This window comes from Thioalkalivibrio sp. ALE21 (assembly GCF_003208255.1).
GTDB classification, from domain to species: domain Bacteria; phylum Pseudomonadota; class Gammaproteobacteria; order Ectothiorhodospirales; family Ectothiorhodospiraceae; genus Thioalkalivibrio; species Thioalkalivibrio halophilus.
In genome coordinates, this window is sequence record NZ_QKMA01000007.1 from 66906 (window position 1) to 92990 (window position 26085).

Below are 26085 nucleotides of genomic sequence, written 5' to 3' on the forward strand. Positions count from 1 at the left end.
GTGCAACTGACAGGAGGACGCAACGATCATGATCCGAGTAGCAGTCGCGGGCGCCGCCGGGCGCATGGGCCAGAACCTGGTGCGCGCGGTGGAGGAACACCCGCAGGCGGAGCTGGGTGCGGCCAGCGAACGCCCCGGCAGCGAGGCCATCGGCCAGCCGGTGGATACGGCCGGCCGCGTGCACCTGGTGGAGGATCTGGGCACGGTGACCGGGGATTTCGACGTGCTGATCGATTTCACCCGCCCCGAGGCAACTATGGAACACCTCGAGATCTGCCGTCGGGCGGGGCGCACCCTGGTGGTCGGCACCACCGGCCTGGATGCGACGCAGGAGGCGGCGCTGCGCGAGGCGGCCGCGGAGCATACGGTCGTGTATGCCCCCAACATGAGCGTGGGGGTCAACCTGACCTTCAAGCTGGTGGAGCTGGCGGCGCGCGCCCTGGGCGACAGCACTGACGTGGAGATCCTTGAGGCCCATCACCGGCACAAGGTGGATGCCCCGTCGGGCACCGCGCTGCGCCTGGGGCGCATCGTGGCCGACACCCTGGGGCGCGACCTGGAGCAGGACGCGGTGTACGGCCGCGAGGGTCACACCGGCGCGCGCGAGCGCAGCACCATCGGCTTTGCCACGGTGCGCGGCGGCGACATTGTCGGCGAGCACACCGCACTGTTCGCCGGCGAGGGCGAGCGGGTGGAGATTACCCACAAGGCCTCGGACCGCGGGATCTTCGCATCCGGGGCGGTACGTGCGGCGGTGTGGGCCAGCGAACGCGGCCCCGGGCTTTTCGATATGCAGGATGTCCTCGGCCTGCGCGAGCTGTGACGCCGCGTTGGACGGGGATTTGGGCCCTGGCGTACACTTGTTACATCCCGTTTGATGATCCCCTGCCGGAGGTTCGCCCGTGCCCGCGCCCGCCCTGCTCGTCCTTGAAGATGGCACCGTGTTCCATGGTCAGGCGATCGGCGCCCTCGGCCAGACGGTTGGCGAGGTGGTGTTCAACACCGCCATGACCGGCTATCAGGAGATCCTGACGGATCCCTCGTATGCGCGGCAGATGGTGACCCTGACCTATCCGCATATCGGCAACACAGGGACCAACCCGGAGGACGACGAGTCGTCGCGGGCGCAGGCCGCCGGGCTGATCGTGCGCGACGTGCCGCCGCTGGTGTCGAATTTCCGCTCGCGCGAATCGCTCCCGGATTACCTGCTGCGCCACGGGATCGTGGCCATTTCCGGCATTGATACCCGCAGGCTGACCCGTCTGCTGCGAGAGAAGGGCGCGCAGAACGGCTGTATCCAGGCAGGCGAGGTGGACGAGTCCGCGGCCCTGGCCGCCGCCCGCGAGTTCCCCGGCATCAAGGGCATGGACCTGGCCCGGGAAGTCACCACGCGCAAGCGCTACGAGTGGCTGGAGGGCACCTGGCAGCTGGGCGGGGAGCCGCGGCAGCTGAGCCCGGACGCGGCCGAGTATCACGTGGTCGCCTACGACTTCGGAATGAAACAGAACATCCTGCGGATGATGGTGGACCGGGGCTGCCGGGTGACCGTGGTCCCGGCCGAGACCTCGGTGGAGGAGGTGATGGAGCTGTCCCCCGATGGCGTGTTCCTGTCCAACGGGCCGGGGGACCCTGAACCCTGCACCTACGCAATCGAGGCGATTCGCGGTTTCTGCGAACGCCGTGTGCCGCTGTTCGGGATCTGCCTGGGGCACCAGCTGCTGGGGCTGGCCAGCGGGGCGCAGAGCGTGAAGATGAAATTCGGCCACCACGGCGCCAACCACCCGATTCGTCACGAGGCCAGCGGACGCGTGATGATCTCTTCGCAGAACCACGGGTTCGCGATCGACGAGGACCGTCTGCCCGGGACCCTGACGCCGACCCACCGTTCGCTGTTCGACGGTACTCTGCAGGGGGTCGCACGGACGGACTGTCCGGCGTTCAGCCTGCAGGGCCATCCGGAGGCGAGCCCGGGGCCGCATGACGTGTCCGCGGCGTTCGACGATTTCGTCGAGATGATGCGCGCCGCCCGCGCCTGAGAATCCCGGCGGCGCGTCCCGCGTGCCGTCCGCCGAACCCGAATCCTGACCCGACAGCCAGCGAGAGGGCCTCATGCCCAAGCGTACCGATATCCAGAGCGTCCTGATCCTCGGGGCCGGCCCGATCGTGATCGGCCAGGCCTGCGAGTTCGATTACTCCGGCGCCCAGGCCTGCAAGGCCCTGCGCGAGGAGGGCTACCGGGTGATCCTGGTGAACTCCAACCCGGCGACCATCATGACCGATCCGGAGATGGCGGATGCCACCTATATCGAACCGGTCGAATGGAAGACGGTGGAGAAGATCATCGCCGCCGAGCAGCCGGATGCCCTGCTGCCGACCATGGGCGGACAGACCGCGCTGAACTGCGCGCTGGACCTCTCGCGCGAAGGGGTGCTGGAGAAGCACGGCGTGGAGATGATCGGCGCCAACGAGGCGGCCATCGACATGGCCGAGGACCGCGATCACTTCAAGGCCGCGATGGCCGACATCGGCCTGGACACCCCCACCGCGGAGCTGGCGCATTCCTGGGAAGAGGCGCAGCAGATCCAGCCGCGCATCGGCTTCCCGGTGATCATCCGGCCGTCGTTCACGCTTGGTGGTTCCGGCGGCGGCATCGCCTACAACCGCGAGGAGTTCGAGTACATCGTCAAGAACGGGCTCGACCTCTCGCCGGTGAATCAGGTGCTGCTGGAGGAATCCGCACTGGGGTGGAAAGAGTTCGAGATGGAGGTGGTCCGCGACCAGGCGGACAACGCCATCATCATCTGTTCGATCGAGAACGTCGACCCGATGGGGATCCATACCGGCGACTCGATCACCGTGGCCCCGGCGCAGACCCTGACCGACAAGGAATACCAGATCATGCGCGACGCCTCGCTGGCGGTGCTGCGCAAGATCGGCGTGGAGACCGGCGGCTCCAACGTGCAGTTCGCGATCAACCCGGAGAACGGGCGCATGATCGTGATCGAGATGAACCCGCGGGTGTCGCGTTCCTCCGCGCTGGCCTCCAAGGCGACCGGCTTCCCGATCGCCAAGGTCGCCGCCAAGCTGGCGGTGGGGTACACCCTCGACGAGCTGAAAAACGAGATCACCGGCGGGCTCACCCCGGCGTCGTTCGAGCCGTCGATTGACTACGTGGTCACCAAGATCCCTCGCTTTACGTTCGAGAAGTTCCCCCAGGCCGAGGCGCAGCTGACCACGCAGATGAAGGCCGTGGGCGAGGCCATGGCCATCGGCCGGACCTTCCAGGAGTCCCTGCAGAAGGCGCTGCGCTCAATGGAGACCGGCATGGACGGACTGGACGAGCGCATCGATCTCGATGCGCAGGATGTGGTGGAACGCTTGCGCACCGCACTGGCCAACCCGACGCCCGACCAGCTGCTGTACGTGGCCGACGCCTTCCGCCATGGCTTCAGCGTGCAGGACATCTTCGAACTGACTGCCATCGACCCCTGGTTCCTGGCGCAGATCCAGGAGCTGGTGGATCTGGAAAAGGCGGTGCGCGACCGCATCCTCGGTGAGATCGATGCCGAGGAGATGTATCGGCTGAAGCAGCGCGGTTTTTCCGACCTGCGCCTGGCCCGGCTGCTGAACGAGACCGAGAAGGCCGTGCGCAAGCACCGTCATCGTCTTGGCGTGCGCCCGGTGTACAAGCGGGTGGACACCTGTGCGGCCGAGTTCGCCACCACCACCGCATACATGTATTCCTCCTACGAGGAGGAGAACGAGGCGGAGCCGACCGACCGGCAGAAGATCATGGTGCTGGGCGGGGGTCCCAACCGCATCGGCCAGGGCATCGAGTTCGACTACTGCTGCGTGCATGCCGCACTCGCCATGCGTGAGGACCAGTACGAGACCATCATGGTCAACTGCAACCCGGAGACGGTTTCCACCGACTATGACACCTCCGACCGGCTGTATTTCGAGCCGCTGACGCTGGAGGACGTGCTGGAAGTCGTGGAGACCGAACGGCCCACCGGCGTGATCGTGCAGTACGGCGGGCAGACCCCGCTGAAGCTGGCGCGCGACCTGGAGGATGCCGGGGTCCCGATCATCGGCACCAGCCCCGACTCGATCGACCTGGCCGAGGACCGCGAGCGCTTCCAGGCCCTGCTGAACAAGCTGGGGCTCAAGCAGCCGCCCAACCGCACTGCGCGCAGCGAGGAAGAGGCCGAGAAGCTGGCCGACGAGATCGGCTATCCGCTGGTGGTGCGTCCGTCCTACGTGCTGGGCGGGCGCGCGATGGAGATCGTGCGTGACCGCGAGGACCTGCGCGGCTACATGCAAAGCGCGGTCTCGGTCTCCAACGAGGCGCCGGTGCTGCTGGACCGTTTCCTAGACGACGCGATCGAGGTCGACATCGACGCCGTCTGCGACGGCCAGGACGTATTCATCGGCGGGGTGATGGAACACATCGAACAGGCCGGTGTCCATTCCGGAGATTCCGCCTGCTCGCTGCCACCGTTCTCGCTGTCGCTGGAGCTGCAGGAGCGCATGGTGGATCAGGTGCGCAAGATGGCCGTGGGCCTTCGCGTGGTCGGTCTGATGAACACCCAGTTCGCGGTCAAGGGCGACGACATCTACGTCCTGGAGGTCAATCCGCGTGCCTCGCGCACCGTGCCCTACGTGTCCAAGAGCGTCGGTCTGCCGCTGGCCAAGATCGCCGCGCGCTGCATGGCCGGAACCTCGCTGGCCGAGCAGGGCGTCGGCGGCGCGGTGTTCCCCGACTACTATTCGGTCAAGGAAGCGGTTTTCCCGTTCGCCAAGTTCCCCGGGGTGGATCCGATCCTCGGGCCGGAGATGAAGTCCACGGGCGAAGTGATGGGGGTGGGCCGCAGTTTTGCCGAGGCCTTTGCCAAGAGCCAGCTGGGTGCGGGCGTTCTGCTGCCGTCCACCGGCAAGGCCTTCGTGTCAGTGCGCGACATCGACAAGCCGGAGGTTACCGGGATCGCCCGGCGGCTGGTCGAGCTGGGCTTCGAGGTGCTGGCCACCCGGGGCACCGCCGGGCTGCTGGAAGAACAGGGCATCGCCGTGACCCGCGTGAACAAGGTCACCGAGGGGCGCCCGCACATCGTCGACATGATCAAGAACGACGAGGTCAGCTTTATCATCAATACGGTGGAAGGCAAGCAGTCGACTGCCGATTCCTACACCATTCGGCGCGAGGCCCTGATGCACAAGGTGGGTTATACCACCACCATCGCCGGGGCCCGGGCCACGGTCCAGGCACTGGACCATCTGGAGGGCAGCGAGGTGTTCCGCTTGCAGTCGCTCCACCAGGAGAACCGAGCAGGAGGGTTGGGTTCATGAAGAAGACACCGCTTACCTTGAACGGCGCCGAGAAGATGAAGGAAGAGCTGCGGCGCCTGAAGGCCGAAGACCGGCCGAAAGTGGTCAACGCGATCGCCGAGGCGCGTGAGCACGGGGACCTCAAGGAAAATGCCGAGTACCATGCGGCGCGCGAGCAGCAGAGTTTCATCGAGGGGCGGATCCGCGAGCTGGAGGCGACCCTGTCCAATGCCGAGATCATCGACGTGACCGCCCTGCCGCAGACCGGCAAGGTGGTGTTCGGCACGACGGTGGTGCTGGAGGCCACCGAGGACGGGCGCGAGGTGACTTACAAGATCGTCGGGGACGACGAGGCCGATATCAAGCAGAACATGATTTCGGTGTCCTCGCCGATCGCCCGGGCGCTGATCGGCAAGGAAGAGGGCGACATCGTGACCGTTCAGGCGCCCGGCGGCGAGACGGAATACGAGATCCTCGAGGTGCGCTACGTCAACTGACGGGCTCGAGGCTGACCTTCGGCGCCTCCGGGTTGCGCCGGAACAGCGTGGCCACGTGGCCGATGCGCTGAACCAGCTCCGCGCCGGTGCGCTCGCACATGTCGTGGATGACCTCGGCGCGGGCGTCACGGTCGCCGATCCCGACCTTCACCTTGACCAGTTCGTGATGGGCCAGCGCCTGTTCCAGTTCGGCCAGCACTGCCTCGGACAGGCCGTGGCGACCAAGGGTCACGACGGGCTTGCGCGGGTGGGCGAGGCTGCGCAGATGGCGGCGTTCCGCGTCAGTCAGATTCACGGGAGGCTTGCTTCATTTTGAAACGGTACGAGTGTAGCACGCCGCCGCCGGCACGAAACCGGGGGGCGGGCGATGCCTAAGCGCAAGCGCTCCAGTCAGCGCTGGCTGAAGGAGCATTTCGATGACCCGTACGTGCAGCGCGCGCAGCAGGAAGGGTATCGTGGGCGTGCGGTCTACAAGCTGGAAGAGCTGGACCAGCGCGACCGCCTCCTGCGGCCCGGCATGCGCGTGGTGGATCTGGGGGCGGCCCCCGGAGGGTGGACCCAGTACGCGGCCGGGCGCGTCGGGCGCAAGGGCGTGCTGGTCGCCTCCGACATCCTGCCGATGGACCCGGTCCCCGGCGCGGAGGTCGTGACCGGGGATTTCCGCGAGGACGAAGTGCTGGACCGCATCCTCGAGACCCTGGGCGGCGAGGGTGCGGATCTTGTGCTTTCCGACATGGCCCCCAACCTTACCGGTACGGATGCCGTTGACCAGCCGCGTTCGATCCATCTGTGCGAGCTGGCGCTGGATCTGGCGCTGCGCGTCCTGAAACCGAATGGCGCGTTTCTGGTCAAGCTGTTCCAGGGGGAAGGCTCGGATGCCTACCTTGCGGAGCTGCGCCGGTGTTTCGCACAGGTGAAGGTGCGCAAGCCGAAGGCGTCGCGGCCCCGCTCACGCGAAGTGTACGTATTGGCGCGGAACCCACGGGATGTGTAACGATCCATTAGTATCCACGCATACGCGTTCGGCCCAGCACAGCTTTTGAGGTGTCGTTTTGAATGGCCTGGTAAAGAATCTGATCATCTGGGCGGTGATTGCCGTCGTCCTGATGTCCATCTTCAACAATTTCGCGCCCGATCCCGAGCAGCAGGCGACGCGCAGCATCACCTACTCGGAGTTCATCCAGCAGGTGCAGAGCGGTCGCGTGGACAGCGTCACCATCGAAGGTGACAAGATCTCCGGGCAGATGGCCGACGGAGAGCGCTTCTCCACCGTCAACCCGAACGATTCGGGGCTGATCGGCGATCTCCTCAACCACAACGTGGAGATCAACGCCGAGGAGGAGGCCGAGCGCGGCCTGTTGATGAGTATCCTCATCAGCTGGTTCCCGATCCTGCTGCTGATCGCCGTGTGGATCTACTTCATGCGGCAGATGCAGGGCGGTGGTGCTGGCGGCAAGGGCGCGATGTCCTTCGGCAAGTCCAAGGCCAAGCTGATGTCGGAGGATCAGGTGAAGGTTACCTTCGCCGACGTGGCCGGCTGCGACGAGGCCAAGGACGAGGTCGTGGAGCTGGTCGACTTCCTCAAGGACCCGGGCAAGTTCCAGAAGCTCGGCGGCCAGATCCCGCGCGGCGTGCTGATGGTCGGCTCCCCGGGTACCGGGAAGACCCTGCTGGCCAAGGCGATCGCCGGAGAGGCCAAGGTGCCGTTCTACAGCATCTCGGGCTCCGACTTCGTCGAGATGTTCGTGGGCGTGGGCGCCTCGCGCGTGCGCGACATGTTCGCCGAGGCCAAGAAAAACGCCCCGTGCATCATCTTTATCGACGAGCTGGACGCCGTCGGGCGTCAGCGCGGCGGCGGCATGGGCGGTGGCGGTCACGACGAGCGCGAGCAGACCCTCAACCAGCTGCTGGTCGAGATGGATGGCTTCGAGGGCACCGAGGGCGTGATCGTGATCGCCGCGACCAACCGTCCCGACGTGCTGGACCAGGCGCTGCTGCGTCCGGGCCGCTTCGACCGTCAGGTCGTGGTGCCGCCGCCGGACGTGCGCGGTCGCGAGCAGATCCTCAACGTGCACATGAAGAAGACGCCGATCGCGGAAGACGTGAACCCGCACAAGATCGCGCGCGGCACGCCGGGCTTCTCCGGTGCGGACCTGGCCAACCTGGTCAACGAGGCGGCGCTGTTCGCTGCCCGCGCCGGCAAGCGCCTGGTGGACATGAGCGACTTCGAACGCGCCAAGGACAAGATCATGATGGGCGCCGAGCGCCGCTCCATGGTGATGTCCGAGGACGAGAAGAAGCTGACCGCCTATCACGAGGCCGGGCACGCGATCGTGGGGCTGACGGTCCCCGAGCACGACCCGGTGTACAAGGTCAGCATCATTCCGCGCGGCCGGGCACTGGGTGTCACCATGTTCCTGCCGGAGGAGGATCGTTACAGTCACTCCCGGACCAAGCTGGAGAGCCAGATCGCCAGCCTGTTCGGCGGGCGCCTGGCCGAGGAGATCATCTTCGGCGAGAAATCGGTGACCACGGGGGCATCCAACGACATTGAGAAGGCCTCGCAGATCGCGCGCAACATGGTGACCAAGTGGGGCCTGTCGGAGAAGCTGGGACCGCTGGACTATGGCGAAGACGAACAGCAGTCCTTCCTCGGACCGTCGATGGGCAAGCCGAAGCAGATGTCGGACGACACCGCCAACGCGATCGACGAGGAAGTGCGCAAGATTATCGATACCCATTACAACCATGCGCGTCAGATCCTGGTAGACAATCTCGACAAGCTGCACGCGATGGCGGGCGCGCTGATGAAGTACGAGACCATCGACGACAAGCAGATCGGGGACATCATGGCCGGTCGCGAGCCGCGTGAACCCGCCGACTGGAACGATGGTTCCTCCGGCGGCGACGATGCCGGCACTCCGGCCGGTGAAGGCGAGGCCGGGGACGGCTCTGACGATTCTCGCGACAGCGACAGCGACCGCGGGGTGGTCGGCGGGCCCGCGCCGCAGTCCTGATCGACGTTCGGCTCCGCCGCACTCCGGGGGGCTGCCCGCGCATCATCATGGCCGCCGTGGCTCTGTCGCGGCGGCCTTTTCTGTTGCCGTGTTTCGCTTTCATGGGAGGACTGATGACGGTTCCAACGGCACCCACACTGCTGTATGGCCCGGCCGGTCCGCTGGCCTTCGATCGCCCGCGGGTGATGGGTATCCTCAACGTGACGCCGGATTCCTTCTCGGACGGTGGCGCACATGACCGCGTGGATCGGGCCGTGGCCCGTGCGCGGCAGATGCAGGACGAGGGCGCGGATCTGATCGACGTGGGCGGGGAATCTACCCGCCCGGGGGCCGAACCGGTGTCGCTCGCGGAAGAACGTCGACGTGTCCTGCCGGTGCTGGAGGCGCTGGCGGCGGAGGTTTCCTTGCCGGTCTCGGTCGATACCATGAAGCCGGAGATCATGCGCGACGCGGTGCGGGCGGGCGCGGCCATGCTCAACGACGTGAATGCCTTCCGTCGGCCGGGCGCCGAGGAGGAGGCGGTGGCGGCCGCCCGGGAGCACGGCGTGGCCCTGTGCGTGATGCACATGCAGGGCGAGCCGCAGTCCATGCAGCACGCCCCGCATTACGGCGACGTGACCGCCGAGGTCCGGGCGTTCCTCGACGCACGCTGCAGTGCACTGCAGGCCGCGGGGGTGCCGCCGGACCGGCTGGTGGTGGATCCGGGCTTCGGTTTCGGCAAGACGCTGGAGCACAATCTGGAACTGTTTCGCCATCTCCCGGACCTGGTCGGTGATGGTTGGCCAGTGCTGGTCGGGGTCTCGCGCAAGTCGATGATCGGGGCCCTGCTGGGACAGCGGCCGGTGGCGGAGCGTGGCAGCGGGAGCGTGGCCGCCGCGTTGCTCGCCGCGCAGCAGGGGGCGCGCATCCTGCGTGTGCACGACGTCGCGGCCACGGCGGACGCCCTCGCGATATACTCCGCGCTGGATCCCCGCGGTACTGACGGGGTCATGTCTTAGGGAGGAACCGCATGGGACGTTATTTCGGGACCGACGGCATCCGCGGGCGAACCGGCGAATGGCCGATGACGCCGGAGTTTGCCCTGCGCCTGGGCTACGCCGTGGGCGAGATCCTGGGCGAGAACGGACATGCCCAGGGGCCGGTGCTGGTCGGCAAGGATACCCGGGTCTCCGGCTACATGTTCGAATCGGCGCTGGAGGCGGGTCTGTCGGCGGCCGGGCTCGACGTGGCCCTGCTGGGCCCGATGCCCACGCCGGCCATCGCCTATCTGACCCGGACCTTCCGCGCGACGGCGGGCGTGGTGATCAGCGCCTCGCACAACCCGTTCAATGACAACGGGTTCAAGTTTTTCACCCCGGAGGGCGACAAGCTGCCCGACGCGGTGGAGGCCGCGATCGAGGCGCGCCTCGACGAACCCGCGCAGGCCATCGACGGGCGGCGCCTGGGCAAGGCGGTACGCATCTCCGACGCTGCCGGGCGCTATGTCGAATTCTGCAAGAGCGCCATACCCGCGCGGTCCGAATTGCGCGGCATGCGCATCGTCCTCGACTGTGCCCACGGGGCGACCTACAACGTCGCGCCGCATGTGTTCGAGGAGCTCGGGGCGGAGGTCGAACTGACCGGTGCCGCGCCCGATGGCTACAACATCAACGAGGGTGTGGGGGCATTGCACCCCGACCGCCTCGCGGAACGTGTACGCGCGACGGGATCCGATCTGGGCATCGCTCTGGACGGGGATGGTGACCGCGTGATCCTGGTGGACGCTGCCGGCCAGATCGTGGACGGTGATCGCATCCTCGGGATCCTCGCCCTGGAACGCCTGCACCTGGGTACGCTGGGCGGTGGCGTGGTCGGCACCCAGATGACCAATCTCGGCCTGGAAAACGCGCTGGCGGAGGTCGGAGTGCCGTTCGTGCGCGCGCGGGTGGGGGACCGCTATGTCCTCGAGGAACTGCGGCGCTACGGCTGGTTGCTGGGCGGTGAGAGTTCCGGACATATCATCTGTCTGGATCACACCACCACCGGTGACGGCACCGTGGCCGGACTGCAGATCGCGCACCTGATGCAGCGCAGCGGCCGGTCCCTGGCCGAACTGGCCGCGGCCATCCCGCAGTTCCCGCAGGCCCTTGTCAACGTGCGCCTGGACGAGGGAGCAGACGAGCGTCTGGATGCGCCGCCGGTCCGCGCCGCCGTGGCCGAAGTGGAATCCGAGCTGGGTCGCCGCGGCCGGGTGCTGTTGCGACCGTCGGGCACGGAACCCCTGATCCGCGTCATGGTCGAGGCGGAAGACGCAGGCGCCACGCAGGCTGCCGCGGAACGCATTGCGGACGCGATCCGCGCGGTCGCCTGACTCCCGCCACCCGGTGTGCGTGACGCGGCGCCCGGGTGGTCGGTTGATTTGCCGGGAACGCGCCGGTAACATCCCGCCGCTCAATCATGGAACCCTGGCCATCGCAGGAGGAACCACCGCATGCGCAAGCCGCTGGTCGCCGGAAACTGGAAAATGAACGGCTCCCGCGACGCCAATCGCGAGCTTCTGTCCGCGCTCCAGTCGGAGCTGGACGGGCTGGCCGGCGTCGAGCTGGCCGTGTGCCCGCCTGCGGTCTATCTGCCCGAAGTGGTCGAGGCCCTGGCCGACAGCCCCATTGAGGTCGGGGGGCAGGACTGCTCCGATCAGGCTTCCGGCGCTTACACCGGCGAGGTCGCCGCGGCCATGCTCAAGGATGTGGGCTGCCGTTACGTGATCGTGGGGCACTCCGAGCGCCGCGACCGCCAGGCCGAGGACAGCGCCTGGGTGGCGGCCAAGTATCAGGCGGCCCTGGCCGCCGGCGTGACCCCGATCCTGTGCGTGGGCGAGCAGAAGGAAGAGCGCGAAGCCGGCCGCACCGAAGCGGTGGTGGGCGAGCAGCTCGATGCCGTGCTGGATGCCGCCGGAGTCGAATCGCTGGACCGCGCCGTGATCGCCTACGAGCCGGTCTGGGCGATCGGCACCGGCCTGACGGCCACCCCGGAGCAGGCGGCCGAGGTGCATGCGTTCATCCGTAACCGGGTCGCCGGCCGCGATCCGCGCGTGGCTGCCGACCTGCGGATCCTGTATGGCGGCTCGATGAAGGCCGACAACGCCGCCGGGCTGCTGGCGCACGATGACATCGATGGCGGCCTGGTGGGCGGAGCCTCGCTGGATGCCGCGAATTTCGCCGGGATTGCGCGGGCCGCGACCGGGGCGGGCGAATGATCTACGGGATCCTCCTGGTCGTTCAGGTGGTGGTGTCGATCTCCATCATCGCGCTGGTGCTGATGCAGCACGGCAAGGGCGCGGATGCCGGGGCCGCATTTGGCAGCGGGGCTTCGGCCACCGTGTTCGGTGCCCAGGGGTCGGCCAACTTCCTGAGCCGCGCCACGGCCTTTCTGGCCGCGGTGTTTTTCATCAACGGGCTGGCGCTGGCCTATATCGCTGCGTCGGAACCCGAGGCGCGCAGCCTGATGGATGAACCGACGCCCGAAGAGGCGGTCGAGGACGATATCCCGATCGGGGATGTTCCGGGCATGGCGCCGGACGATTCCCCTGCCGACGAGCCGGCGGATCCGCCCTCGCGGCCGCAGGACGTGCCACAATAGGGCTTCAGTCAGGAATACGCAGATGTGGTGGAATTGGTAGACACGCTATCTTGAGGGGGTAGTGGCGCAAGCCGTGTGGGTTCGAGTCCCACCATCTGCACCATTTTTCAGGGAAGGTTCCGTCCGGAGGTCCGGGCGGAACCTTTTTATTGTAAAGCCTTTATAAACAATAACTTGGCGTTTTATGTGAGCTTGACACCGTTTTCCGGCTTCACCTAGACTGCCTCACCGGTGAGCGCACCGGCCCGATCGCCCGAGGGCCGCGGCCCCGGCGCATTCACCCAGCAACGCTGAACCGCCCATGGTCCGGCCCTCCTGTTCGGCCGACCCGTGGACCTGCCCGCCCGAGGCGGCGTACGGGAGAGAGACATGCTGGAAGGATATCTGCCCATCCTGCTGTTCATTGCAGTAGGCATCGTGATCGGTATCGTGCCGCTGGTGATCGGCATGGCCGTGGGGCCCCGCAAGGCGGATGCCGCCAAGGATTCGCCGTATGAATGCGGCTTCGAGGCGTTCGAGGATTCGCGCCTCAAGTTCGACGTTCGGTTCTATCTGGTCGCCATCCTTTTCATCATCTTCGATCTCGAGATCGCCTTTCTGTTTCCCTGGGCCGTCTCCCTCGATGCCGTAGGCCTGTTCGGGCTTCTTGCGATGGCGCTGTTTCTGCTGATTCTGGTAGTCGGCTTTGTCTACGAATGGAAGAAGGGGGCGCTGGAATGGGAATAGAAGGCGTTCTGGAAAAGGGCTACGTCACCACCTCGGCTGACAAGCTCATCAACTGGGCCCGCACCGGCTCCCTGTGGCCGATGACCTTCGGCCTGGCCTGCTGCGCGGTGGAGATGATGCACACGGGTGCCGCGCGCTACGACATGGACCGGTTCGGAGTGGTATTCCGTCCGAGTCCGCGTCAGTCCGACGTGATGATCGTGGCGGGTACGCTGGTCAACAAGATGGCACCGGCGCTGCGCAAGGTGTACGACCAGATGTCGGAACCGCGCTGGGTGATCTCCATGGGCTCCTGTGCCAACGGCGGCGGGTACTACCACTATTCGTATGCCGTGGTTCGGGGTTGCGACCGCATCGTGCCGGTGGACATCTACGTGCCGGGCTGTCCGCCGACGGCCGAGGCTCTGCTTTACGGCATCATCCAGCTTCAGAACAAGATCCGGCGCACGAACACGATCGCGCGCTGAGCGACCCGGGGTGGCAGATGGCTGAACAACAGACCTGGATTGACGTGCTGCGCGCGAAGCTGGGCGAACGCCTGGACGGAGTGCGGGTGGTCAACGGCGAGGCAACCATTGAAGTACCGGTGGACGCCTGGCGCGAGATCGCCGAGACCCTGCGCGACGACGAGGATTTCGGATTCGACATCCTGATCGACCTGTGCGGCGTGGACTATCTCGAGTACGGACAGACCGAATGGGCCACCGATGATGCCTCCAGTGAGGGTTTCAGTCGGGGCGTCCAGTCCGCCACCTCGGGCCGGTTCACGTTCGATGATGCGCCCGGCGAATCGTGCTGGGACGGTCCGCGCTTCGCCGTGGTGGTCCATCTGCTGTCGGTGCAGAACAATCGTCGCCTGCGCATGCGTGCCTGGCTGCCGGATGATGAATTCCCGGAGCTGGAGTCGCTGGTGGACGTCTGGGCGTCGGCCAACTGGTTCGAACGCGAGGCCTTCGATCTGTTCGGGATCCTGTTCTCGGGGCATCCGGACCTGCGTCGTATCCTGACCGACTACGGTTTTGTCGGCCATCCGTTCCGCAAGGACTTCCCTCTGATCGGGCACGTAGAGATGCGCTACGACACCGAGCAGGCTCGCGTGGTGTACCAGCCGGTGACTATCGAGCCGCGCGTGCTGGTGCCGAAGGTGATCCGCGACGACCATCGCTACACCGATGGCGACGCGCCGGCGGAAGGAGCCGATCATGCCTGAGATTCGCAATTTCACCCTGAACTTCGGCCCCCAGCATCCGTCCGCGCACGGCGTGCTGCGGCTGGTCCTGGAGATGGACGGCGAGGTGGTGCAGCGCGCCGATCCGCATATCGGCCTGCTGCATCGGGGGACCGAGAAACTTGCCGAGAGCAAGCCATATAACCAGTCGATCGGCTACATGGATCGTCTGGACTACGTGTCCATGATGTGCAACGAGCACGGTTACGTGCTCGCCATGGAGCGTCTGCTCGGGATCGAGGCGCCGCTGCGGGCGCAGTACATCCGGGTGATGTTCGACGAGATCACCCGCATCCTGAATCACCTGATGTGGCTGGGTGCGCACGCCCTGGATATCGGCGCGATGACGGTGTTCCTGTACGCGTTCCGCGAGCGCGAGGACCTGATGGACTGCTACGAGGCGGTCTCGGGTGCGCGCATGCACGCGACCTATTACCGTCCCGGCGGTGTGGCCCGCGACCTGCCGGGCACCATGCCGAAATACCAGCCGTCGGCCTGGAAGTCGCAGGAAACGGTCGACGAGCTGAATGCCAATCGTCAGGGTTCGCTGCTGGACTTCATCGAGTCGTTCACCGAGCGCTTCCCGGGCTGCGTGGACGAATACGAGACCCTGCTGACCGACAACCGGATCTGGAAACAGCGTACGGTTGGTATCGGCGTGGTGGATGCCGACCGGGCGAAGCAGCTCGGATTCACCGGACCGATGCTGCGCGGATCCGGGGTGGAATGGGATCTGCGCAAGAAGCAGCCCTACGAGGTCTATGACCAGCTGGATTTCGACATCCCGGTCGGGGTCAATGGGGACTGCTACGACCGTTACCTGGTGCGCATGGAAGAAATGCGCCAGTCCAACCGCATCATTCGGCAGTGCGTCGACTGGCTGCGCAGGAATCCCGGCCCGGTGCTGCTGGAGGATCACAAGATCACGCCGCCGAAGCGCGAAGAGATGAAGGCGGACATGGAATCGCTGATCCATCACTTCAAGCTGTTTACCGAAGGGATGTGCCTGCCGGAGGGCGAAGCTTACGCCGGCATCGAGCATCCCAAGGGCGAGTTCGGCTGCTATCTGGTGTCGGATGGCGCCAACAAACCGTATCGCCTCAAGGTGCGCCCGCCGGGCTTTGTCCACCTTTCCGCCCTGGACGAGATGGCGCGCGGCCACATGCTGGCCGACGTCGTGGCCATTATCGGAACCCAGGATATCGTCTTCGGGGAGATTGATCGCTGATGGCTGCCGAACCCAAACCCGTTGCCTTTCACAAGCCGGCCGAGCACAAGGTCGACCTGAGCGACCACGAGCGCGAGGAGATCGATCACTGGCTGGCCCGCTATCCGGAGGACCAGAAGCGCTCGGCGGTACTCGCCGCGCTGCGGGTGGTCCAGCACGAGGACGGCTATGTCTCCACCGCGAAGATGGACGCGGTTGCCGACTACCTGGGGCTGCCGGCCATCGCCGTCTACGAGGTGGGTTCGTTCTATTCGATGTTCGAACTCGAGCCGGTGGGCAAGCACACCATTGCGGTGTGCAACAACATCTCCTGCAGTCTGCGCGGCTCGGCCGGGATTATCGAGCATCTGGAAAACCGGCTCGGCATCACCCTGGGCGAAACCACGCCCGACGGGAAGTTCTACCTGAAGAAGGAAGAAGAATGCCTCGCCGCGTGTTGCGGGGCGCCGATGATGCAGGTGAACCACGTCTATTACGAGAATCTGACGCCGGAGCGCGTGGACGAGATTCTCGACGGCCTGGAGTCCTGAAACGATGGCCAACCAGATCTGTTTCGCGACCCGCTACCTGGATGACCCGTCGTCGCTCGAGACCTATCGCAGCGTCGGCGGATACCAGGCGCTGGAAAAGGTGTTCGGCGGCAAGATGGCCGCGGAAGACGTGATCGAGGAGGTCAAGACCTCCAACCTCCGCGGCCGCGGAGGCGCGGGGTTCCCGACCGGGATGAAATGGTCGTTCATGCCGCGCAATTCTCCGGGCCAGAAATACATCGTCTGCAACTCGGACGAATCGGAGCCCGGCACCTGCAAGGATCGCGAGATCCTGATGTACAACCCCCATGCGCTGATCGAGGGCATGGCGATCGCGGGTTACGCGATCGGCGCAACGGTGGGATACAACTACATGCGCGGCGAGTTCATGGACGAGGTCAATACGCGCTTCGAGGCCGCCCTGAAGGAGGCCTACGAGGCCGGCTACCTCGGGAAGGATATCCTTGGCTCGGGCGTGGACTTCGATCTGTATCCGACGCTGGGCGCGGGCGCCTATATCTGCGGCGAGGAAACCGCGTTGCTGGAGTCGCTCGAGGGCAAGAAGGGGCAGCCGCGCTTCAAACCGCCATTCCCGGCGAACTTCGGGGTCTACGGGAAGCCGACGACGGTCAACAACACCGAGTCGCTCGCCTCCATCCCGTCGATCATTCGCAACGGCGGACAGTGGTTCGCGGACCTGGGCGTGCCCAAATCGGGCGGCGAGAAACTGTTCTCTGTGTCCGGACACGTCAACAAACCCGGCAACTTCGAAGTGCCCCTGGGTATGCCGTTTCGGGAACTGCTGGAGATGGCCGGTGGCGTGCTCGATGGCCGCCAGCTCAAGGCGGTGATCCCGGGCGGTTCGTCCGTGCCGGTGGTGCCGGGCGACACGATGCTGCAGACCAACATGGATTACGACTCCATTACCCAGGCCGGATCCATGCTCGGCTCCGGCGCGGTGATCGTGATGGACGAGACCACCGACATGGTGAAGGCGCTGCAGACGATCTCGCGCTTCTATTATTCGGAATCCTGCGGCCAGTGCACGCCGTGCCGCGAGGGCACCGGGTGGCTGTACCGCATGCTGACCCGCATCGTGGAAGGAAAGGGTCGTCCCGAGGACCTGGAACGCCTGGACGACGTCGCGAGCAAGATCGAGGGGCACACCATTTGCGCCCTGGGGGATGCCGCCGCGATGCCGGTGCGCAGTTTCGTGAAGCATTTCCGTCACGAATTCGAACACTACATCCAGCACGGCCGGAGCCCGGTGGCCAGCGCCGCCTGATCGCCCCGTCGCGCACACGCAGCAGGAATCGAACATGAGTCAGGATCAGCCACAGGATCTGGTCACCGTCGAGATCGACGGGCAGACCTTGCAGGCGCCCAAGGGCACCATGCTCATCGAGGTTGCGGACGAGGCCGATATCCGGATTCCGCGCTTCTGCTATCACAAGAAACTGTCCGTGGCCGCCAATTGCCGGATGTGCCTGGTGGAGGTCGAGCGAGCGCCCAAGCCGCTGCCGGCCTGTGCCACGCCGGTGATGGACGGCATGAAGGTGTACACTCAGTCGCCCCTCGCCATTTCCGCGCAGAAGGGCACGATGGAATTCCTGCTGATCAATCACCCGCTGGATTGTCCGATTTGTGATCAGGGCGGCGAGTGTGAACTGCAGGACGTGGCGATGGGGTATGGCGAGTCCGTTTCGCAATACACCGAAGCCAAGCGGGTCGTGCACGACAAGGATATCGGTCCGCTGATCGAAACCGAGATGACCCGCTGCATTCACTGCACCCGCTGCGTGCGCTTTGGCGAGGAGATCGCGGGCGTGCGCGAACTGGGTGCGACCGGGCGCGGCGAAGACATGCGGATCGGGACCTATGTCGAGAAGACCGTCGCGCACGAGCTCTCCGGGAACGTGATCGATCTGTGTCCGGTGGGCGCGCTCACCGCCAAGCCGTCGCGCTACGGCGCACGTGCCTGGGAATACGCCCAGGCCCCCAGTATTGCCCCGCACGACGCGGTGGGTTCCAACATTGCCGCCCATACCTATGACGGGCGCGTGATGCGGGTGGTCCCGCGCGACAACGAAGCGGTCAACGAGACCTGGATCTCGGACCGGGACCGTTTCTCCTACGCGGGGCTGTATGCGGAGGACCGCGTGACCACTCCGCGGATCAAGCGCGACGGGCAGTGGCAGGACGTGGACTGGGAGACCGCCCTGCAGCATGCGGTGGAAGGCCTGCGCAAGGTGGCCCCCGAGCGGATCGGCGGGCTGTTTTCTCCGTCGCTGTCGCTGGAGGAACACTACCTCGGCCAGAAACTGCTTCGCGGGCTGGGCGTGCGCGACATCGACCATCGCATGAGCCAGCAGGATTTCCGCGACGACGACGCCGCGCCCCTGTTCCCCTGGCTGGGCAGCCCGATCGCCGATCTGGACCGCGCCGATGCGATCCTGCTGGTCGGCACCAATCCGCGGCGCGAGCAGCCGCTGCTGGCGCATCGCCTGCGCAAGGCGGTTCTCAACAACGATGCCCGGGTCACCCTGGTGCACAACCAGTTGCTGGACCTGACCTACCCGGTGGCGGCCCAGCTGGTCGGCAACGAGCACGACCAGGTCATGGCCCTGGCCGGGATCGCCGGCCGGATCGCGGCGGCCGGCGAGGGCCTGCCCCCGCGCCTCGAGAAGATTGTGAAGTCGGCCGAGACCGATGATCCGGATACCCGCGAAGCGTTCGAGCGGGCCGCGCGCTCGCTGCTGGACGGGGAACAGGGCCACGTGCTGCTGGGTGCGGACGCCATGGCCAGCCCGGCGTTTGCGACCCTGCGGGCCCTGGCCGGCTGGATCGCCCGCCATACCGGGGCCCGTCTCGGGTACATGCCCGAGGGCGCGAATGCTGCCGGTGCCTGGCTGGCCGGGGTGCTGCCGCATCGCGGCGTGGCCGGTCAGGCGCTCGAGACCAGCGGACGCCCGGCGCCGGAGATGATGAACGAAGGCCGCGACGCGTTCGTCGTTGCCGGACTCGAGCCCGGCCGCGACGGACATGATCCGGTCGCTTTCCAGCAGGCAGTGCGCGAGGCGGGATTCGTGGTCGCACTGACCGCGTTTGCCGACGCCGAATTGCAGGCATCGGCCGACGTTCTGCTGCCGGTCGCGACCAGCTTCGAATCCTCCGGGACCTTCGTGAACGCCGAAGGACGCTGGCAGAGCTTCCGCGCGGCGAGCCGCGCCCCGGGCGAGGCTCGTCCGGGATGGAAGGTCTGGCGCGTGCTGGGCAACCTGTTCGCGCAGAAGGGCTTCGATTACCTCGATTCGCCCGCAGTGCGCGACGAGCTGAAGGGCCTCCTCGCGGACGTCAGCTTCGACAACACGGTCAACCTGAACCGTGTGCACGTTGAGGAACCGGAAATCGCAGACCCGGGCAAACGAGGGTTGCGGCGCGTCGCCTCGCGTTCGCTGTACGCCACCGATCCGCTCGTGCGTCGGGCCGAACCGCTGCAGCGCAGCCCCGAGGGTCAGCTGGCGAATGCGGTGCAGGTGCACCCCGACTCGGCCGGCGGGATCCCCGACGGCAGTCGCGTCCGCGTGCAGCAGGGCCGGGCCGAGGCCGAACTGACGCTTGTGCTTGACGATTCCGTACCGCCGGGCCTGGCCATCACCCTCACCGGTGGTGCCGCCGCCCCGCTTGGTGCCCCGGGCGAGCCGGTCACGCTCGCACGCGCCTGACAAGGGACTGAACCATGTTCGACTGGATTCTCAACCTGTTCCATTCGCTGCCAACGGTGATGCAGATCCTGATCGGCATCCAGCTGATCATCATCCCGTTGATGCTGGGTGTCGCCTATCTGACCTTCGCCGAGCGCAAGATCATCGGCTATATCCAGGTGCGCGTCGGGCCCAATCGCGTGGGACCGCGCGGATGGCTGCAGCCGATCGCGGACGCGCTGAAGCTCCTCATGAAGGAGGTGATCGTCCCGTCGAATGCCAACCGGTTCCTGTTCTTCAGCGCACCGGTGCTGACGATCGCACCCGCGCTGGCGGCCTGGGCCGTGATTCCGTTCTTCGAGGGCGGTGCGCTGGCGGACGTGAATGCCGGTCTTCTCTATCTCCTGGCGCTGACGTCGCTGGGCGCCTACGGGATCATCATTGCGGGATGGGCATCCAACTCGAAATACGCCCTGATGGGCTCGCTGCGATCGGCGGCGCAGCTGGTTTCGTACGAGATCGCGATGGGCTTCGCACTGGTGGGCGTACTGATGGCCGCGGGTTCCATGAACGTCGGCGACATCGTCCAGGCCCAGTCGGGCAGCGTCTACCACTGGTTCCTGCTGCCGCTGCTGCCGTTGTTCTTCGTATTCTTCATCTCCGGGGTTGCCGAAACCAACCGCGCCCCGTTCGACGTGGCCGAAGGGGAATCCGAGATCGTGGCCGGCTTCCACGTGGAATATTCCGGGATGGCGTTCGCGGTGTTCTTCCTCGCCGAATACGCGAACATGATCCTGGTATCCGCGTTGACCGCCGTGCTGTTCCTGGGGGGATGGCTGTCGCCGTTCCAGGGCATCCTCCCGGCGGCGATGTTCGACTGGCCGCTGATCGGAACCCTGTTGGGCGACGGTCTGCACTGGTTTCTGATCAAGACCGCGCTGTTCCTGTTCATCTTCCTGTGGCTACGTGCCACCTTCCCGCGCTATCGCTATGACCAGATCATGCGGCTGGGCTGGAAGGTGCTGATCCCGGTCACCATCGTATGGCTGTTCGTGCTGGGCGTGTTCGTCGCGTTCGACGTCGGCCCGTGGTTCGCGTAAGGAGTTCGCCATGAAATCCGTGCGTCATTTCTTCAAGAGCTTCCTGTTCTTCGAACTGCTGCTGGGCTTGCGGCTGACCGGCCGGTACCTGTTCCGCCGCAAGTTCACCGTGCAGTATCCGGACGAGAAGACCCCGATGTCGCCGCGTTTCCGCGGGTTGCACGCGCTGCGCCGTTATCCCAACGGCGAGGAGCGCTGCATCGCCTGCAAGCTGTGCGAAGCGGTGTGCCCGGCGCTGGCGATCACGATTCATTCGGAAGAGCGCGAGGACGGTACGCGGCGGACGTCGCGGTATGACATCGACCTGTTCAAGTGCATCTTCTGCGGGTTCTGCGAAGAGGCCTGCCCGGTGGATTCCATCGTCGAGACGCACATCTTCGAATACCACTTCGAGAATCGGGGCGAGCAGATCATGACCAAGGACAAACTCCTGGCGATCGGTGATCGCTTCGAGAAGGAGATCGCCGAGGCCCGTGCGATCGACGCCCCGTACCGGTAATCAGGGACGCAACGATGACCTTCGAGCTCTTTCTGTTCTATCTTTTTGGCGCCATCCTGCTGGGTGCCGCGCTGGCGATGATCAGCGTGCGCAATCCGGTGCATGCCGCGCTGTTTCTGGTGGTGTGCTTTGTCTCCGCTGCGGCGCTGTGGTTGATGGCGGAGGCCGAGTTCCTCGGACTTGTACTCGTGCTGGTCTATGTCGGCGCAGTCATGGTGCTGTTCCTGTTCGTGGTGATGATGCTGGACATCAACATCGCCCGGCTGCGGGAGGGCTTCAGTGAATACCTCCCGGTTGGCCTGGTGGTCGCTGCCGCGATGGCGACCGTGCTGGTGCTGGTGATCACGCGTTACATCACCATGGATGCACCGGAACGGGCAGGCCCCGAGTACGCCAACACCGAGGCGCTGGGGGCGGTTCTGTACACCGAATACGTGTACCCGTTCGAGATTGCCGCCGTGATCCTGCTGGTGGCGATCATCGCGGCGATCTCCCTGACCATGCGCCGGCGGCCGGACAACAAGCGGATCGACCCGGCGCGCCAGATCGAGGTCTCGCGCGAGGGGCGCGTGCGCATGGTGTCGATGAAGTCGGAGGACAAGGCGCGCCGGGCCCGCGGGGCCGAACGCGACGACGACCCGAACCAAGAGTGACGCCGGCGGGAGCGCCGGTGCCGAGCCACCGCGGGGCGGATGACCGTCCCCCAACGGAATTCAGGGCCAGACAATGATTACGCTAGAGCACTACCTGGTGCTGGCCGCGCTGTTGTTTTCGATCAGCGTGGCCGGGATCTTCCTGAACCGAAAGAACGTGATCGTGCTGTTGATGTGCATCGAACTGATGCTGCTGGCGGTGAACATCAACTTCATTGCGTTCTCGTTCTTCCTGCAGGATCTGGCCGGGCAGGTCTTCGTGTTCTTCATCCTCACCGTTGCCGCGGCGGAAGCCGCGATCGGGCTGGCCATCCTGGTGTTGCTGTTCCGTAATCGCGGGACGATCAACGTCCAGGATCTGGACGAAATGAAAGGATAACGGGCCATGGATACGATCTATCTCCTTCTTGTCCTGGCGCCGCTGGCGGGCGCGATCGTCGCCGGTCTGTTCGGGCGTCAGATCGGCCGGGTGGGCGCGCACAGCGTGACGATCGCCGGGGTGGCCATCTCCTTCCTGCTGTCCGTGGTGGTGTTCTATCAGCACGTGTTCGGCGGAGTCGGGGTGTACAACGAATCGGTGTACACCTGGATGGTTTCTGACGGGATCCGGTTCGAGGTCGGTTTCCTGGTCGACAACCTGACCGCCATGATGATGCTGGTGGTGACCTTCGTGTCGCTGATGGTGCACATCTACACCATCGGCTATATGCAGGACGATCCCGGCTACCAGCGGTTCTTCGCGTACATTTCGCTGTTCACCTTCTCCATGCTGATGCTGGTGATGGCGAACAACTTCATGCAGCTGTTCTTCGGCTGGGAGGCCGTGGGGCTGGTCTCCTACCTGCTGATCGGCTTCTGGTACAAACGCCCCACGGCCATTTACGCCAACATGAAGGCGTTCATCGTCAACCGCGTCGGGGACTTCGGATTCCTGATCGGGATCGCCGCGCTGGTGTTCTACACCGGCAGCCTCAACTACACCGAGGTGTTCGCCGAAGGGCAGGCGATGAGCGAGGCGACCATCACCATCTGGCCGGGCTGGACCTTCGGTCTGCTGGATCTGGCGCTGATCTTCCTGTTCATTGGTGCGATGGGTAAATCCGCCCAGGTGCCGCTGCACGTGTGGCTGCCGGACTCCATGGAAGGCCCGACCCCGATCTCGGCGCTGATCCACGCGGCGACCATGGTGACCGCGGGCATCTTCATGGTGGCGCGCATGTCGCCGCTGTACGAGTTCTCCGTGCCGGCTCTGTCGTTCATCCTGGTGATCGGGGCGATCACGGCCTTCTTCATGGGTCTGATCGGTCTGGTGCAGAACGACATCAAGCGCGTGGTCGCGTATTCGACGCTGTCGCAGCTCGGATACATGACCGTCGCCCTGGGGGCCTCGGCGTATGCGGCGGGTGTGTTCCACCTGATGACCCACGCGTTCTTCAAGGCGCTTCTGTTCCTGGCCGCCGGCTCGGTGATCATTGCGATGCACCATCTGCAGGACATGCGCGCCATGGGCGGGCTGCGCCGGCACATGCCGATCACCTACGTGACCGCGCTGATCGGGTCGCTGGCGCTGATCGGGTTCCCGTTCTTCTCCGGGTTCTTTTCCAAGGACGCGATCATCGAAGCAGTCGGGTACTCCGAGATTCCGGGGGCGACCTTTGCTTACTGGATGGTGCTGCTGGGCGTGTTCGTAACCGCGCTGTACACCTTCCGCATGTTCTTCATGGTGTTCCACGGGGAGGAACGCTACGACCAGGCACATCACTACATGCCGGATCACGGGGACGGTGAAGATCACCATCATCACGGTACCCCGCATCCGCACGAGACCCCGTGGGTGGTTACGCTGCCGCTGATCCTGCTGGCGATCCCGTCGGTGGTGGCCGGGTACTTCATCGGCCCGATGCTGTTTGGCGACTTCTTTGCCGATTCGATCTTCGTCAGCGAGGCGAAGGACGTACTGGCGCAGAAGGGCGAGAGCTACACCGGGGTGTTCGGGTTCGTGCTGCACGGGCTCGTGGCGCCGGCGTTCTGGTTCGCGATGGCCGGGCTGGTGACCGCCTGGTACCTCTACATCAAACGGCCCGATCTGCCGGCGGTGATCGCCGACCGTCTGCGGCCGGGTGTGCGCATCCTCGAGGACAAGTACGGGTTTGACCGCTTCAACGACTGGTTCTTCGCCGGTGGCACGCGGCGCCTCGGGCGCTGGCTGTGGCGCTATGGCGACGCGATGATCATTGACGGCTGGCTGGTCAACGGCGCCGCGCGTTCGGTGGGCTGGGTGTCGGCCCGGGTGCGCCATGTGCAGTCCGGCTTCCTCTATCACTATGCATTCGTGATGATCATCGGCCTGCTGGTCCTGATGTTCGCCTTCGTGATCTGAGGGGTTTCGACGATGACCGCTGCGAAGCCCACCGCTGTTTCAAGGAACGACCATGTTTGCTGACTGGCCCATTCTGAGTCTGTTGATCTGGCTGCCGATCCTCGGTGGCTTCCTGACGCTTGCCGCCGGGCGCGACGCGCCGGTGGTGGCCCGGCGCCTGGGCCTCAGCGTGGCCGTGGCCACTTTCGTGGCAAGCCTGCCGCTGTGGTTCATGTTCGAGCGCGGCACCGCGGAGATGCAGTTCCAGGAGGTGGCCTCCTGGATCCCTGCGTTCAACGTGAACTATCACCTCGGGGTCGACGGCATCTCCATGCCCCTGATCCTCCTGACCACGCTGATCACGGTGGTCGTGGTCATCGCCGCATGGGAGTCGGTGAAGGATCGCATCGCCTACTACCTCGCCGCGATGCTGGTCATGGAAGGACTGATGATCGGCATGTTCGCGGCGATGGACGCGGTGCTGTTCTATGTGTTCTTCGAGGCGATGCTGATCCCCATGTTCCTTGTCATCGGGATCTGGGGCGGGCCGCGCCGCGTGTACGCAACGATCAAGTTCTTCCTCTACACCTTCCTCGGGTCGGTGTTCATGCTGGTCGCACTGATCTGGATGTACATCCAGTCCGGCAGCTTCCTGATCCAGGACTTCCATGCCCTGCAGATCGGGATGACCGCGCAGATACTGATCTTCCTCGCGTTCTTCCTGGCGTTTGCGGTCAAGATCCCGATGTTCCCGGTGCATACCTGGCTGCCGGACGCGCACGTCGAGGCGCCGACGGGGGGGTCGGTGATCCTGGCGGCGATCATGCTGAAGATCGGCGGCTACGGCTTCCTGCGTTTCTCGCTGCCGATCACGCCGGATGCGTCCGCGGTGCTGGACACGCTGATGATCGTGCTGTCGCTGATCGCGGTGGTGTACATCGGGGTGGTGGCGCTGATCCAGAGCGACATGAAGAAGCTGATCGCGTACTCGTCGATCGCCCACATGGGCTTCGTGACTCTGGGCTTCTTCCTGGCGTTCTACATCTACTCGAATACCGGCGACTGGCAGGGCGCGTCGCTGGGTATCGCAGGCGGCATGGTGCAGATGATCTCGCACGGCTTCATCTCTGCGGCGATGTTCCTCGCGGTGGGCGTGCTTTACGACCGGCTGCACAGTCGGCAGATCGCGGATTATGGCGGCGTCGTCAACACCATGCCGTGGTTCGCCGCGTTCTTTGTGCTGTTCGCGATGGCCAATACCGGTCTGCCGGGCACCTCGGGCTTCGTGGGTGAATTCATGGTGATCCTGGCTGCCTTCAAGGCTGATTTCTGGATTGCCTTCCTCGCCGCGACCACGCTGATCCTGGCGGCGGGGTACACCCTGTGGCTGGTCAAGCGCGTGATCTTTGGCACCGTGGCCAACGAGAACGTGGCCGGCCTGTCCGATATGAACCGGCGCGAATTCTTCCTGATGGGGCTGCTGGCGTTTTTCACGCTGCTGCTGGGCGTGTGGCCGGCACCGCTGCTGGAAGTGATGAACGCGACCATCGACAACCTCGTGGCGCATATCGCGCACTCGAAGCTCTGAACGGACGCCTGAC

Annotated in this window: 24 protein-coding genes and 1 tRNA gene; 24 read left to right on the top strand and 1 reads right to left on the bottom strand. The window is 65.3% G+C overall.

Annotation, left to right across the window (positions count from 1 at the left end; all coding sequences use genetic code 11):
• The first annotated feature begins 28 nt into the window (after positions 1 to 28).
• The 4 genes from dapB (at position 29) to greA (ending at position 5822) form a co-directional block, all read left to right on the top strand.
• The gene (dapB, locus tag D893_RS07845) at positions 29 to 823 is read left to right on the top strand and encodes a 4-hydroxy-tetrahydrodipicolinate reductase (protein ID WP_026288907.1); all 795 of its coding nucleotides are present in this window, start codon (positions 29 to 31) and stop codon (positions 821 to 823) included.
• Between the two features lie 79 nt (positions 824 to 902).
• Positions 903 to 2036 (top strand): glutamine-hydrolyzing carbamoyl-phosphate synthase small subunit, encoded by a 1134-nt coding sequence (gene carA, locus D893_RS07850; protein WP_018946367.1) that lies wholly within the window; start codon positions 903 to 905, stop codon positions 2034 to 2036.
• A 73-nt stretch (positions 2037 to 2109) separates the two neighbouring features.
• A complete protein-coding gene (gene carB / locus D893_RS07855) occupies positions 2110 to 5346 on the top strand; it encodes a carbamoyl-phosphate synthase large subunit (RefSeq protein WP_018946366.1) in 3237 nt (1078 codons plus the stop codon).
• A complete protein-coding gene (gene greA / locus D893_RS07860) occupies positions 5343 to 5822 on the top strand; it encodes a transcription elongation factor GreA (protein ID WP_018869971.1) in 480 nt (159 codons plus the stop codon). Before carB ends, greA begins: the two co-directional genes overlap by 4 nt.
• On the opposite strand, the gene yhbY is transcribed toward greA, so the two are convergent.
• Complete coding sequence (gene yhbY, locus D893_RS07865; protein WP_110619491.1) at positions 5815 to 6117, bottom strand: ribosome assembly RNA-binding protein YhbY; 303 nt, start codon at positions 6115 to 6117, stop codon at positions 5815 to 5817. The two genes, greA and yhbY, sit on opposite strands and share 8 nt — an antisense overlap.
• 72 nt (positions 6118 to 6189) lie before the next feature.
• Here yhbY and rlmE point away from each other — a divergent pair, with 72 nt between their 5' ends.
• The 20 genes from rlmE (at position 6190) to D893_RS07965 (ending at position 26072) form a co-directional block, all read left to right on the top strand.
• A complete protein-coding gene (gene rlmE, locus D893_RS07870) occupies positions 6190 to 6816 on the top strand; it encodes a 23S rRNA (uridine(2552)-2'-O)-methyltransferase RlmE (RefSeq protein ID WP_018946364.1) in 627 nt (208 codons plus the stop codon).
• 58 nt (positions 6817 to 6874) lie between these two features.
• Positions 6875 to 8839, top strand: coding sequence for an ATP-dependent zinc metalloprotease FtsH (ftsH, locus tag D893_RS07875; RefSeq protein WP_077243673.1), 1965 nt, complete (start codon positions 6875 to 6877; stop codon positions 8837 to 8839).
• Between the two features lie 113 nt (positions 8840 to 8952).
• Complete coding sequence (gene folP, locus D893_RS07880; protein WP_110619492.1) at positions 8953 to 9837, top strand: dihydropteroate synthase; 885 nt, start codon at positions 8953 to 8955, stop codon at positions 9835 to 9837.
• An 11-nt stretch (positions 9838 to 9848) separates the two neighbouring features.
• On the top strand, positions 9849 to 11189 hold the full coding sequence (gene glmM / locus D893_RS07885) for a phosphoglucosamine mutase (protein ID WP_110619493.1): 1341 nt from the start codon (positions 9849 to 9851) through the stop codon (positions 11187 to 11189).
• 120 nt (positions 11190 to 11309) lie between these two features.
• Entirely contained in the window at positions 11310 to 12074 is a 765-nt protein-coding gene (tpiA, locus tag D893_RS07890; RefSeq protein ID WP_018946360.1) for a triose-phosphate isomerase, read from the top strand.
• The gene (gene secG / locus D893_RS07895) at positions 12071 to 12457 is read left to right on the top strand and encodes a preprotein translocase subunit SecG (RefSeq protein WP_018946359.1); all 387 of its coding nucleotides are present in this window, start codon (positions 12071 to 12073) and stop codon (positions 12455 to 12457) included. Before tpiA ends, secG begins: the two co-directional genes overlap by 4 nt.
• An 18-nt stretch (positions 12458 to 12475) precedes the next feature.
• Positions 12476 to 12560: transfer RNA gene (locus D893_RS07900), tRNA-Leu, on the top strand.
• A gap of 266 nt (positions 12561 to 12826) precedes the next feature.
• Entirely contained in the window at positions 12827 to 13183 is a 357-nt protein-coding gene (locus D893_RS07905) for an NADH-quinone oxidoreductase subunit A (RefSeq protein ID WP_018869963.1), read from the top strand.
• On the top strand, positions 13174 to 13650 hold the full coding sequence (locus tag D893_RS07910) for an NADH-quinone oxidoreductase subunit B (protein WP_018869962.1): 477 nt from the start codon (positions 13174 to 13176) through the stop codon (positions 13648 to 13650). Before D893_RS07905 ends, D893_RS07910 begins: the two co-directional genes overlap by 10 nt.
• Before the next feature lie 17 nt (positions 13651 to 13667).
• Positions 13668 to 14393: an NADH-quinone oxidoreductase subunit C gene (locus D893_RS07915; RefSeq protein ID WP_110619494.1), complete on the top strand. Its 726-nt coding sequence runs from the start codon at positions 13668 to 13670 to the stop codon at positions 14391 to 14393.
• Positions 14386 to 15639 (top strand): NADH-quinone oxidoreductase subunit D, encoded by a 1254-nt coding sequence (locus tag D893_RS07920; protein WP_018946357.1) that lies wholly within the window; start codon positions 14386 to 14388, stop codon positions 15637 to 15639. The genes D893_RS07915 and D893_RS07920 overlap by 8 nt, the downstream gene beginning before the upstream one ends.
• Positions 15639 to 16169 (top strand): NAD(P)H-dependent oxidoreductase subunit E, encoded by a 531-nt coding sequence (locus D893_RS07925; protein ID WP_018946356.1) that lies wholly within the window; start codon positions 15639 to 15641, stop codon positions 16167 to 16169. Before D893_RS07920 ends, D893_RS07925 begins: the two co-directional genes overlap by 1 nt.
• A gap of 4 nt (positions 16170 to 16173) precedes the next feature.
• On the top strand, positions 16174 to 17454 hold the full coding sequence (nuoF, locus tag D893_RS07930; RefSeq protein ID WP_018946355.1) for an NADH-quinone oxidoreductase subunit NuoF: 1281 nt from the start codon (positions 16174 to 16176) through the stop codon (positions 17452 to 17454).
• A 34-nt stretch (positions 17455 to 17488) separates the two neighbouring features.
• A complete protein-coding gene (gene nuoG / locus D893_RS07935; protein ID WP_110619495.1) occupies positions 17489 to 19894 on the top strand; it encodes an NADH-quinone oxidoreductase subunit NuoG in 2406 nt (801 codons plus the stop codon).
• A gap of 14 nt (positions 19895 to 19908) precedes the next feature.
• Positions 19909 to 20973 carry an NADH-quinone oxidoreductase subunit NuoH gene (nuoH, locus tag D893_RS07940; RefSeq protein WP_018946353.1) on the top strand — a complete coding sequence of 355 codons (1065 nt, stop codon included), beginning with the start codon at positions 19909 to 19911 and terminating at the stop codon, positions 20971 to 20973.
• 10 nt (positions 20974 to 20983) lie between these two features.
• Positions 20984 to 21472 carry an NADH-quinone oxidoreductase subunit NuoI gene (gene nuoI, locus D893_RS07945; RefSeq protein WP_018946352.1) on the top strand — a complete coding sequence of 163 codons (489 nt, stop codon included), beginning with the start codon at positions 20984 to 20986 and terminating at the stop codon, positions 21470 to 21472.
• Positions 21473 to 21486: 14 nt separating this feature from the next.
• On the top strand, positions 21487 to 22125 hold the full coding sequence (locus D893_RS07950) for an NADH-quinone oxidoreductase subunit J (protein ID WP_018946351.1): 639 nt from the start codon (positions 21487 to 21489) through the stop codon (positions 22123 to 22125).
• Between the two features lie 73 nt (positions 22126 to 22198).
• Positions 22199 to 22504 (top strand): NADH-quinone oxidoreductase subunit NuoK, encoded by a 306-nt coding sequence (gene nuoK / locus D893_RS07955; protein ID WP_018869953.1) that lies wholly within the window; start codon positions 22199 to 22201, stop codon positions 22502 to 22504.
• A 6-nt stretch (positions 22505 to 22510) separates the two neighbouring features.
• Positions 22511 to 24505 (top strand): NADH-quinone oxidoreductase subunit L, encoded by a 1995-nt coding sequence (nuoL, locus tag D893_RS07960; protein WP_110619496.1) that lies wholly within the window; start codon positions 22511 to 22513, stop codon positions 24503 to 24505.
• A 52-nt stretch (positions 24506 to 24557) separates the two neighbouring features.
• Positions 24558 to 26072 (top strand): NADH-quinone oxidoreductase subunit M, encoded by a 1515-nt coding sequence (locus D893_RS07965; protein WP_018869951.1) that lies wholly within the window; start codon positions 24558 to 24560, stop codon positions 26070 to 26072.
• Positions 26073 to 26085 lie beyond the last annotated feature (13 nt).